General features: G+C 41.6%; 8 protein-coding genes and 2 riboswitches. Of the genes, 7 read left to right on the top strand and 1 reads right to left on the bottom strand.

The window, feature by feature from the left end:
• Window positions 1-455: 455 nt before the first annotated feature.
• From CUU66_RS23440 to ptsG, 7 genes are all read left to right on the top strand, one after another.
• Complete coding sequence (locus CUU66_RS23440) at window positions 456-1,412, top strand: AAA family ATPase (protein ID WP_101645820.1); 957 nt, start codon at window positions 456-458, stop codon at window positions 1,410-1,412.
• Window positions 1,409-2,620: a DUF58 domain-containing protein gene (locus tag CUU66_RS23435; RefSeq protein WP_101645819.1), complete on the top strand. Its 1,212-nt coding sequence runs from the start codon at window positions 1,409-1,411 to the stop codon at window positions 2,618-2,620. Before CUU66_RS23440 ends, CUU66_RS23435 begins: the two co-directional genes overlap by 4 nt.
• The gene (locus tag CUU66_RS23430; protein ID WP_101645818.1) at window positions 2,617-4,833 is read left to right on the top strand and encodes a DUF4129 domain-containing transglutaminase family protein; all 2,217 of its coding nucleotides are present in this window, start codon (window positions 2,617-2,619) and stop codon (window positions 4,831-4,833) included. The genes CUU66_RS23435 and CUU66_RS23430 overlap by 4 nt, the downstream gene beginning before the upstream one ends.
• A gap of 34 nt (window positions 4,834-4,867) precedes the next feature.
• Window positions 4,868-4,969: riboswitch (purine riboswitch) on the top strand.
• A gap of 185 nt (window positions 4,970-5,154) precedes the next feature.
• A complete protein-coding gene (gene guaA, locus CUU66_RS23425) occupies window positions 5,155-6,708 on the top strand; it encodes a glutamine-hydrolyzing GMP synthase (RefSeq protein WP_101645817.1) in 1,554 nt (517 codons plus the stop codon).
• Window positions 6,709-6,808: 100 nt separating this feature from the next.
• Window positions 6,809-6,908, top strand: a riboswitch (purine riboswitch).
• A 110-nt stretch (window positions 6,909-7,018) separates the two neighbouring features.
• Window positions 7,019-8,353 carry an NCS2 family permease gene (locus CUU66_RS23420; protein WP_101645816.1) on the top strand — a complete coding sequence of 445 codons (1,335 nt, stop codon included), beginning with the start codon at window positions 7,019-7,021 and terminating at the stop codon, window positions 8,351-8,353.
• Between the two features lie 168 nt (window positions 8,354-8,521).
• On the top strand, window positions 8,522-9,361 hold the full coding sequence (glcT, locus tag CUU66_RS23415; protein WP_101645815.1) for a glucose PTS transporter transcription antiterminator GlcT: 840 nt from the start codon (window positions 8,522-8,524) through the stop codon (window positions 9,359-9,361).
• Between the two features lie 196 nt (window positions 9,362-9,557).
• The gene (ptsG, locus tag CUU66_RS23410; protein ID WP_101645814.1) at window positions 9,558-11,615 is read left to right on the top strand and encodes a glucose-specific PTS transporter subunit IIBC; all 2,058 of its coding nucleotides are present in this window, start codon (window positions 9,558-9,560) and stop codon (window positions 11,613-11,615) included.
• A gap of 37 nt (window positions 11,616-11,652) precedes the next feature.
• On the opposite strand, the gene CUU66_RS23405 is transcribed toward ptsG, so the two are convergent.
• Complete coding sequence (locus CUU66_RS23405; RefSeq protein WP_101645813.1) at window positions 11,653-12,042, bottom strand: group-specific protein; 390 nt, start codon at window positions 12,040-12,042, stop codon at window positions 11,653-11,655.
• Between the last annotated feature and the right edge of the window lie 410 nt (window positions 12,043-12,452).

Raw genomic sequence — 12,452 nt, 5'->3', positions numbered from 1 at the left:
TGCGTTAGCCCGGCATAAGACGAGCGGCAGTGAAAGGCCGATTTTGCCTTTTAATGGCGATTGGCTAGACCCGCGGTGTCAGTTCGGAGCCGGACAATACCCGCTGCTCCCGCAGGAGTCTCGTACCTTACGTTCCAATCAACCTGTTTAACAATAGGGTTTGTTCACAGAACTTATTAAAAAAACAACATTCTTTTAGAAAAGAGCCTTATCAAAAGTTCTAGATACAGTCATCGCGGTGAATGAAATCGAACAGGTTTTGAATATCAGGATCCAAGCAGGCACTCTTGGTTTAATTCTGATCAAAGGCATTAGACAAATAACTGCTTATCAGGCTTTTACCCTTTATGAATAGGAAGAAGTACTTTCTTATGTAAAAAGAAGGAAAAATGTTGCTATTTGACGAATAAGATTAGGTAAAAGGTCATCAAGTTAGGTCGGGGGGAAAAAGATAGATGGAACAGACACATCCAAAAATTGAAAGAATTTTAGATAATATAGCAAAGGTAATGATAGGTAAACGGCATGTTGCCGAGTTGAGTGTAGTGGCTTTGCTGGCAGATGGCCATGTCCTTCTGGAGGATGTACCGGGGGTAGGGAAAACGATGATGGTACGAGCGCTGGCGAGATCAATCGGCGCAAGCTTTAGAAGAATTCAATTTACGCCTGATTTGCTGCCATCAGATGTGACTGGTGTTTCTATCTATAATGCCAAGGAGCAGGAGTTTGTCTTTAGGCCGGGTCCGATCATGGGAAATATCATCCTCGCTGATGAAATCAATAGAACTTCGCCCAAGACTCAATCGGCCCTGCTTGAAGGGATGGAGGAAGCGAGCGTAACAGTGGATGGAGTGACCCGGTTGCTTGAGAAGCCCTTTTTTGTAATGGCCACTCAGAATCCAATTGAATATGAGGGAACATACCCGCTCCCAGAAGCGCAGCTGGACCGCTTCTTATTAAAAATGAAGATGGGGTACCCGGATGCTTCAGAAGAGATGGAAGTACTGGAAAGGGCGCAGCATACTCCTCCAATAGTGGAGCTTGATTCAGTGATCAGCCTTGAAGAGCTGCGGCTGCTTCAGCAGGAAGTAAAAGAAGTGCATGTGGATGATACGATTAAAAGATACATAGTAGAGCTTGCTTCACGTACGCGTGAGCACAAGCAGATTTTCCTCGGAGCAAGCCCAAGGGGTTCCATCGCATTGATGAAAGCCGGGCAGGCTTTTGCACTTTTAAAAGGAAGGGATTTCGTTCTTCCTGATGATATTCAATACCTTGCCCCTTATATCTTTTCCCATCGGATTATCTTAAAGCCTGAGTCAAAATATGAAGGGCTGACTGCTGAAGACATAATAGAAATGATCGTATCTAAGACTCCTGTTCCCGTACAAAGGTTAGTGAATCAGAAATGAACAAATTTAAAGCATTTGTTCTGCCCTATCTTAAATTTTTCCTTCTTATTTTTCTGATGCTTTCAGCCTTTGTTTATGCCATGTTTCAGGGGGGATTTGTCAGTTGGTTCCTATTCTACAGCTTTCTTCCTTTTGGATTGTATTCGCTGGGTTTATTTCTTTATCCAATAAATGATTTCCTGATTGAACGAGCCATCAATCGGTCGGAGTGCAGGGCTGGGGATTCGTTAGAAGTAACACTAAAGATCAGGCGCAGATTTGCCTTCCCGCTCTTTTTTTTGGTGATTGAGGAAAATCTGCCGAAGCAGCTGGAGAAATCTGGCGTTCACGTAAAAAAAGAACTGATCTTTCCGTGGTTTAAAAAAGAGTTTGTTGTTTCGTACCGCATAGAACGTCTTGTGCGCGGAGAGCACGAATTTAATGAAGTTACGATAAAGGTAGGAGATTTGCTGGGACTCATTGAGAAGGGGGCCCGCTTTTCGGTGAAGGAAAGGGTATTGGTGTACCCTTCCTATTATGACCTATCATATAAGCAGATAGGCACCCAATTTAATCAAGGGCAGACAGCGAGTACTGTCCGGATTCAGCGGGAAGTTTCCACTCTTTCCGGTGTAAGGGAATACCAGCCCGGGGACCGCTTTTCGTGGATAAACTGGAAAGCAACAGCCCGGAAAAATGAGATTATGACGAAGGAATTTGAAGAGAAAAAAAGCCAGGATGTTTTCATGCTGCTCGATACTATAAGTGACCCTTCTTTTGAGCCGCTTATTTCATTAGCTGCATCCGCTGCCTTAGCAACGGTTAAACGAGGAATTCCCATCGGTTTTTTCATGCCCCTGCTCATGGAGCATCCCCTGCCTATACAGGGCGGAGATGGACAGCTCCAGAAAATTTTTCATTTGTTAGCCAGAGCCGAGCAGCAGAATGATGTCTCAATCATCGATATTTTGAATAGAGAAACCCAAGTAATACCTTATAATGCTACCTTAATGATCGTTACTTCACAGCTGACAGAAGATACCATACAAGCACTGGCCCGAAGGAAACATTCCCGTTCCATCTCCATTATTGCTCTTAGAGACGATGAGAGAGGCCTGTCGAATAGGGAATTACAGGTTCAGCAGCAGGCTGCAATGTGCGGCATTCTTGTAAGATATTTAAGTGATCAGGCTTATACAGATGGAAACAAAGAGGTGAGCGGACAATGAGAGGAGACTCGGCCAGGCGTTCCAGATCGGGGTATCTGCTTTTATATTTTTTAGGCTTCCTTCTTTTATTGGAGTGGATCAAGCCGCTAGGTGAACTAACCGATACAGGGAATTTAGGTATATTTGTGACTTTCATTGGAATGGCTCTTCTATTAAGATTTTTAAATCTTTCATTGATTCTGAGATTATCTATAAAAACGGTTTATATCCTCGTGATCATCCATAATTTCTATTATCGGACTGATCATTTGATAGGGCTGTCCTGGATTATTAAATTCATTAAAAATATGGTCATAAACATGGATTTGTTATTAACCAGACAATGGTATGAACTCAGTAATGATTTTAAAACACTGTTGTTCTTTCTCTTATTGGGTTTAATGACGTACCTCATTTCCTACTGGCTGGCTGTAAGGAAGAAGATGCTTCTCTTTTTCCTGGTTTCGGTGATATACATCACTGTGCTGGACACCTTTACGGCCTATCATGCGGATTCTGCCATCATAAGGCTGATTGTAATAGGCTTTGCAGTCCTGGGTATCCAGACATATTATCGCACTATTGATACAGAAAAAATCACCTACTCATCCAGTGCTGTTACAAGGTGGATGCTGCCGCTGGGACTGCTGATTGCCTGCAGCGTCCTTTTGGGATTCTCCGGCCCGAAAGAAGATCCGATATGGCCTGACCCAGTTCCTTTTATCAAATCTTACTCTGATAAAGTTTCGGGACAGGGAACGGTGAGCACTGTCGGCTACGGAGAGAATGACGACAAACTTGGAGGGGCCTTTCAATCAGATAGTACCGTCGTGTTTCAGGCAAAATCCTCGGTCCGGCACTATTGGAAGGTAGAAAATAAGAATTTCTATACCGGCAAGGGCTGGGAAGTTGCCAATCTTGCGAACGATTCCATTATACGGCTTCCTGAAGATGAAAAGCTGTACTTTTTCTCGCTGCCTAATAAAAAGAAAAGTGAGTTTAAAGCAACAGTCACTGTAAACAGAAGATATAAGCATATCCCCTATCCGGAACCACTGGGGGTTACAAAAATAACGGCGGATAAGGCCAGATATTTTGACTTTGATGCCAATAAGGAGAAAATCCAATCTTATATGGATGATCAAACCTCTGTCCAACTCAGCGAATTTTCGATTGAATATGAACAGCCCCGCTATGATGTAAGCCAGCTAAGAAAAGCGGAAGACCCACTCAGTTCTACTGAAATCCGGTTGACCCCGCAGGAACTAGATTTATATACCCAGCTTCCGACTACCGTACCACAGCGGGTTAAAGACCTGGCTTCAGAAATAACGGCTGGTAAAGATAATTCATTCGATCAGGCTAAAGCGATAGAGGATTACTTTGATAGGGAAGAGTTTGTCTATGATCAGACAAATGTTCCATATCCAGCGGAAAATCAAGACTATGTGGACCAGTTCTTATTCGATACAAAAGTGGGGTATTGTGATAATTATTCGACTTCCATGGTGGTCCTGCTGAGATCATTAGGGATTCCGTCCCGGTGGACTAAGGGATATTCAGACGGAGAATATGTCCGCTCTGAAGACAATCAAAATATCTATGAAATTACAAATAATAATGCCCATTCCTGGGTTGAAGTTTACTTTCCGGGAACAGGATGGGTTCCTTTTGAGCCAACCAAGGGATTTACCAATTCCGCGCGGTTTCAATATCCTGCCACCGGCGGAAATAGTGTCCAGGCTTCGGCACCCCAAGAGGAACAAAAAAGAGCTGAACCGGTCAAGCCTGAACAGAATACCGCTAAGAAATCTGTATCTGCTTCAGATTCAGGAATCCTGGAAATGCTAAAGGAAACCTGGGAAAATCATAAAGCATGGAATATAGGGATTTTGATTGCCCTATGTCTTGCAGCCTGGGGAATCTACCTAACGCGCGGTAAATGGATGCCGCGGGTCTGGCTTTTGCTATATAGAAATAAAACTCCAGAAAGCCATTTCTTAAAATCATATCCAGTACTGTTAAAAGAGCTTGATCGATACGGATTGAAGCGTCCCGAGGGACAGACACTCCGTGAATATGCAAATTATGTTGATTCCTTTTTTCATACAATGGACATGATCAGGCTTACGGGTGTATATGAACAAATGATTTATAAAGGTCATTCAAGGAATGCAGACTGGCAGGAGGTCCACCAAATGTGGGAAAGACTCATGCATAAAACAATAGCTTGACCTTTTTTAAAAATAGTTGATAAAATAAGCGGGTATAATTCAATATGGATTGCTTCATATATCCTCGAAAATATGGTTCGAAAGTATCTACCAAATCACCGTAAATGATTTGACTATGAAGACAGATAAATAGAAAGACTGGAATTCTGTCTTTGCAAAAGAAAGTTTAATTTCTGCATGCAAATCAAAACCTAAGGTAGTGACAAACACTTACTTGGGTGGACAGAGTTCCAGTCTTCTTTGTATTCATACGAATAAAAGGGGACTTTTTGACTCTCCTGATCCAGCAAAACGAAAAATACATCAATAGAGGTGACCGCAGTGCCAGGAAAATCTGAATTGCAAAATCAAGAAATGATTGTCGTACTGGATTTTGGTAGCCAGTATAATCAGCTTATTACACGACGCATCCGGGAGTTTGGCGTTTATAGTGAGCTGCATCCTCATACCATCACAGCAGAAGAACTCATGAAGTTAAATCCGAAGGGCATAATTTTATCCGGCGGGCCAAACAGTGTATATGATGAGAATTCATTCCGCTGCGATGAACGGATCTTTGATCTAGGCCTTCCTATTTTAGGGATTTGTTATGGTATGCAGCTTATGACAGTCCACTTTGGAGGCAGTGTTGAGCCTGCAAAGAACCGTGAATATGGCAAGGCCACTCTTAACGTAACAAACAGCACGAAGCTTTTTCAGGGTCTGCCTGAAGAACAGCTTGTCTGGATGAGTCATGGAGACCTTGTGGTAGAGGCGCCGGCAGGTTTTAATATTGACGGAACAAATGTATCCTGCCCGATTTCAGCGATGAGCGATGAATCACGTAAATTATACGCTGTCCAATTCCACCCTGAAGTCCGCCATTCTGTTTACGGAAATGAGCTGCTGAGAAACTTTGTGTTCGGTGTATGTGATTGTGCAGGAAATTGGTCCATGGAAAATTTCATCGAGATAGAAATGGAAAAAATCCGCCAGGAAGTCGGAAACCGGAACGTGCTTTGTGCATTAAGCGGCGGGGTTGATTCTTCTGTAGTAGCCGTATTGATACATAAGGCCATCGGGGACCAGTTAACTTGTATTTTTGTCGACCACGGTTTACTACGTAAGGATGAAGCTGAGGGAGTTATGAAAACCTTCAGTGAAGGCTTCAATATGAATGTTATTAAAGTGGATGCCCAGGAACGTTTCTTAAACAAGCTAAAAGGTGTGTCAGATCCTGAACAGAAGCGTAAAATCATCGGAAATGAGTTTATCTATGTATTCGATGATGAGGCAGCCAAGCTTAGTGGGATAGATTTCCTTGCTCAAGGCACGCTTTATACAGATATTATCGAAAGCGGAACGGCAACTGCCCAAACCATAAAATCGCATCATAACGTGGGCGGCCTTCCGGAAGATATGCAATTTAAACTAATCGAACCGTTAAATACCTTATTCAAGGACGAGGTACGTGCTCTAGGTACTGAATTAGGCATCCCGGATGAAATCGTTTGGAGGCAGCCATTCCCAGGCCCGGGTCTTGGAATCCGTGTTCTTGGTGAAATCTCCGAGGACAAGCTTGAGATTGTCCGCGAATCAGATGCAATTCTTCGCGAAGAAATCAGAAAAGCCGGTCTTGACCGGGAAATCTGGCAGTACTTTACCGTTCTTCCTGATATAAGAAGTGTCGGGGTTATGGGGGATGCCCGGACATATGATTACACAATCGGAATCAGAGCGGTGACGTCGATTGACGGCATGACGTCCGACTGGGCCCGCATACCATGGGATGTACTGGAATTGATATCAACCCGTATCGTCAATGAAGTGGCTCATGTGAACCGGGTAGTCTACGATATTACAAGCAAACCGCCTGCAACCATCGAATGGGAATAAAAATCAGCTAAATACGAACTTTAAAAAGTGCGAACAAGAAATTGTTCGTATTTTTTATTGACGTTTTACGATTCTGTGATAAAATTATCTTTGTACTAATAAAATAATTATCAAATTATGTCGTATAATATTGGGGATTGGCCCAAAAGTTTCTACCGAGCTGCCGTAACAGCTCGACTACGGGATAAACGATGAAAGAGGATATTACTACCCTTTTTCTTAATTTATCAAGCAGTCGCGCTCCGTTCGGTAACCTGGCGGAGCGCTTTTTTCGTTCCATACGACTAATCTCCTGGAGGGAAAAATTATCATGAGGAAGTTTTTTGGATTTGACCAGCTTGGTACAAATTATCGAAGAGAAATCATTGGCGGATTAACAACGTTTTTATCAATGGCTTATATTCTGATCGTTAATCCCCTAACGTTATCCTTAGGAAGCATAAAAGATTTTCCCGCGGACTTACGAATGGATTCAGGAGCCGTATTTGTCGCTACTGCACTAGCGGCTGCCATCGGATCGCTGATGATGGGGATTATTGCTAAATTCCCAATAGCACTTGCGCCGGGAATGGGACTCAATGCATTCTTTGCCTTTACGGTTGTGCTCACGTATGGTGTCCCATGGCAGACTGCTTTAACAGGCGTTTTGATCGCTGGTATTATTTTCGTGCTGCTATCTTTATCAGGTTTTCGTGAAAGAATTATTAACGCGATTCCAGCTCAATTAAAACATGCGGTTGGAGCGGGTATCGGCTTGTTTATTGCTTTTATTGGATTTCAAAGTGCGGGTATTATCGTAAATAATGATGCAACACTGATAGGTCTCGGGGATCTTACCAAAGGTACAACTCTTCTTGCTGTATTTGGGATTTTAATTACGGTTATCTTATTAACCAGAGGTGTTAATGCGGCAGTATTTATCGGTATGGTTATTACTGCTGTAGTAGGGATGATTTTTGGCCTTATTGATGCACCAACCAAAGTTATTGGCCCTGTACCAAGTATTGAGCCGACATTTGGCGCAGCTTTTGATGCCTTCGCAAGCCCGGGAGAAAGTATTTTTACACTTCAAATGCTCGTTGTTATTTTAACATTCCTTTTTGTGGCATTCTTTGATACAGCTGGGACACTTGTTGCGGTGGCAACTCAGGCAGGGATTATGAAAGGTGACGAACTGCCGCGTGCTGGAAGAGGATTATTCGCAGACTCAATGTCTATCGTGGTGGGAGCAATACTCGGTACTTCGCCGACGACATCCTATGTAGAATCTACTGCAGGGGTTGCCGCAGGTGCCAGATCCGGTTTCTCGGCAGTCGTAGTTGCTATATTGTTTATTCTATCTCTCTTCTTTTTCCCGTTATTATCCGTTATCACAGCGCCCGTCACAGCTCCAGCCCTTATTGTTGTCGGTGTGCTGATGGTTGCATCACTTAAAAATATTGAATGGGACCGCTTTGAAATTGCTGTTCCCGCGTTCTTTACAGTTGTTGCAATGCCATTCACTTATAGTATTGCTACAGGTATCGCCATTGGATTTGTGTTCTATCCGATCACAATGATCATTAAAGGAAAAGCCAAAGAGGTTCATCCGCTTATGTATTTCCTTTTCGTTATCTTCCTATGTTATTTCATCTTCTTGGTGTAATGGTCCATATAAACAGAAGCCGGCTGCCGGTTTCTGTTTTTTCTTGTGGAGAACCAATGTTTTTCAGCTTTTACTGCTTCTTGAAAGTCTGTTTTTTTTCGGATATGTTGATTTATATAATGGGTTTTAGCTAACATGTATAGTAGTCCTACTAAATGAGGTATATACATGATAAGTATTGAAGTAAAAAAGGTATTAAATAATAATGTACTGATTGCCAGCCATCCCAGATATGAAGAAGTGATTATGATCGGGAAAGGAATAGGCTTTAACCGAAAAAAAGGGGAAGTTATATCTGCTGAATCAGCGGAAAAAATGTTCGTTTTAAAAAATGAAAATGAACAGGAAAACTATAAAAAACTTTTACCATTAATAGAGGAACCTATTTTATCAGTAATTATTGAAGCTATTGATCTTATCAAGCGAAGAGTCCGCGGAGAGTTAAATGAACATATCCATGTAGGGCTGACAGACCATCTGACAGCAACCATTCATCGGATCAACGAAGGAATAAACATTAGAAATCCTTTTCTTGATGAAACAAAAACACTGTATCCATCAGAGTTTGATATAGCCGAAGAGGTGGTAGAGCTTATTCAAGCCAGGACGGGGGTTTCATTGCCTGAAGCTGAAACGGGCTTTATTACTCTTCATATTCATAGTGCCATAACGAATAAACAGGTTTCTGAAATCAACCAGCATTCCCAGTTGATCGCTTCCTTAATTGCAGTTGTTGAGGAACAGTTTGATATGTCGATTAATAAAGCGAGTATGGATTACATGAGATTAGTACGCCATTTACGCTTTGCTATTGAACGTGTTCTGCGTGAAGAAAAGGTGGAAGAGCCAGAAAAAATATCTACACTCTTGCAGGAAGAGTATCCAGTATGCTACAATCTTGCATGGAAACTCATTAAAATCATGCAAAATGTTCTAAAAAAGCCGGTCTTCGATGCAGAAGCTGTATACTTAACTATGCATCTTCAGAGGCTTCAGAGGAATAATTGATTTAATTTAATATTGAAACTAACGTGTTACTGATTCGATCAGGCATGAGTAAAGAAAAAAGCATTAGAAAACTGCAATTATGGGTAAAGTATACCCGTACTCTGCATTTCTATTGGTTTCTATACTCATGCCTTTTTTTATTGTCAGTTTTTTGCAAACGTTTTATTGAGTTGATAAATGTGAAGGAGGAAGTTAAATGTTTAAGAAAGCATTTGGCGTGCTGCAAAAAGTAGGGAAAGCGTTAATGCTCCCAGTTGCTATTCTGCCAGCAGCCGGAATTTTGCTTGCTTTTGGTAATGCTTTGCAAAATCCAGTATTGCTCGACCTTGCACCCTTTTTAAAAAATGATGTGGTGACTATGATCGCTTCTGTAATGGAAGGTGCGGGCGGAATCGTATTTGATAACCTGGCGTTGTTGTTTGCGGTAGGTGTCGCTGTAGGTTTGGCAGGAGGAGAAGGTGTAGCTGGACTTGCGGCTATAGTTGGTTTCCTGATCATGAACAAAACGATGGGTACAGTCCTTGGCATAGAATTGAAGGATCTTGAAGGACATATGGAATATGCAAGTGTCCTGGGAATACCCACTCTTCAAACGGGTGTTTTCGGAGGTATCATTGTAGGGATCATTGCTGCTTTCATGTACAATAAATTCTACACTATTGAACTTCCTTCTTATTTAGGATTTTTTGCAGGGAAAAGATTCGTTCCGATTGTAACGGCTGCAAGTGCTGTTGTACTTGGTTTAATAATGCTTGTAATCTGGCCACCAGTTCAAAACGGGCTAAACGCATTTTCGAACAATATGGTAAATGCAAACCTAACTATTTCTGCTTTTATCTTCGGTGTTATAGAGCGTGCTTTAATCCCGTTTGGTCTGCATCATATTTTCTATTCTCCATTTTGGTATGAGTTTGGCCATTATGTTAATGAAGCTGGAAATACAGTCCGCGGTGATCAGCGTATATTCATGGAGCAGATCAAAGACGGTGTGCAGAATTTGACTGCAGGTACCTTCATGACAGGTAAATACCCGTTCATGATGTTTGGTCTTCCAGCAGCAGCTTATGCGATATATAAAGAAGCTCGTCCGGAGAAAAAGAAGCTGGTAGCTGGAATCATGGGATCAGCTGCATTAACTTCATTCTTAACAGGTATCACTGAACCAATTGAATTTTCATTCTTATTTGTAGCTCCAGTATTATTTGGAATTCATGCAGTCTTTGCAGGTCTTTCATTCATGGTTATGCAATTATTAAACGTGAAAATAGGAATGACCTTCTCCGGTGGATTAATTGACTATATTCTATTTGGTCTCATTAATCCACAGACAAATGCCTGGCTCGTAATTCCTGTAGGATTAGTGTTTGCGGTCATTTACTACTTTGGTTTCCGTTTTGCCATTCGTAAATTCAACCTAATGACTCCAGGTCGTGAAGAGGATGTGGAAGGGGAAGAAGAAGCGGCTGCTGCTCCCGGTGGAGAACTAGCATCGGAGATTCTTGATGCAATGGGCGGCCAGGGGAATATTTCTCATTTGGATGCTTGTATTACACGCCTCCGTGTATCGGTAAATGATGCAAAACAAGTAGATAAGGACCGGTTGAAAAAATTAGGTGCTGCGGGTGTCCTGGAGGTCGGAAACAATATCCAGGCAATCTTTGGACCGCGTTCAGAAACAATAAAAGGTCAAATGAAAGACATTATGACTGGCAAAAGACCAAGAGCTGCCGAAAAAGCTCCGGAACCACAAAAGGAAGTCAAGAAGCAAATCGAAGATGTGAACCCTGCAGTGATTCAAAATCGAGAGGAAGTCTTTGTTTCTCCGCTGCAAGGTGAGCTAAAACCGATCACTGAAGTTCCTGATCAAGTGTTTTCTGAAAAAATGATGGGGGATGGTTTTGCGATTGTGCCTACAGAGGGTACCGTCGTGTCACCTGTCGATGGAACGATTGTTAACTTATTTCCAACTAAGCATGCCATAGGAATCGAATCGGATGCCGGCAGAGAAATTTTAATCCACGTGGGTATCGATACAGTAAAATTAGAAGGCAAAGGATTTGAAACCCTCGTCTCTCAAGGTGATAAGGTCAAAAAAGGACAGCCTTTACTTAAGGTAGATCTAGATTATATAGGAGAACATGCTGCTTCAATTATTACTCCTATCATCTTCACTAACTTAAAAGAAGGCGAGAAAGTTACCATTAAAAAGCAGGGAAATGTTACTTTAAAAGAAGAAAATATTATTTCGTTATAAAAAAAAGGAAGACCTTCGTTAAGAGGTCTTCCTTTTTTTACGTTAATTCTCTTAGTACACTCAGCACAAATGAATCAAGAGTACCGGTGTATCTCTGGACTCCTTCAATATAATAGAAGGTGCTTGTCTTTTCGAAGCTAAAAAGTTCCTGGGAAGGAGAATATATAAAAACCCTTTTCCCTAATCCAAGGGCGATTCCTGCTTCAATATGACTTCCGACTCCTGCCGGTAATAATATAATGAAGAAATCTGATTCGATTACAGCAGTTTTTTCAAGTTCGCCTATCCGCTTCAGATCATTCAAGGTAGAGGCTCTCACGTTTTGGGTCCAGTCATATGTCTGCCTATGTCCCTTCTCTTGAAGCAGGGCAGCAACATGACGGACATTTTCTTTGTTACTGAATCCCGAGGCTATATAAAAATTCATCTTTTTTTCTTCTCCTGTCTCTAGTGAGGTTTAAGTGTTTCTGATTGCTTTGTGTTGTTAGGGTATTTTACCTAAATAAATCATTTGATTTGTATTGACGGACATATTCTATGGTGATAATATACATATTACACTTCCACAACACATACATTAAGAGTTACGATTAAAATCACTTTTAAATAAGTTGTTGACGGTAAAGTGGATAATAGGCTATATTTATTTAGTTGCTTTAAGCGACTGAGTAACTCTGGTTCATAACTTCTTCAAAAAAAGATGTTGACCAGATGATTGATATGTGTTATGATTATTAAGTTGCTTACGAGCGACTGACCAATACTGATCAATGATTGTTCTTTGAAAACTGAACGAAACAAGACGCCAGATATTTTCTCTATGAGAAAATAACAAAA

This window comes from Peribacillus deserti, assembly GCF_002863585.1.
GTDB lineage: Bacteria > Bacillota > Bacilli > Bacillales > DSM-1321 > Paraperibacillus > Paraperibacillus deserti_A.
Note: the sequence above shows the minus strand (reverse complement) of the source record. Positions and strands in the feature narration are given on the sequence as shown.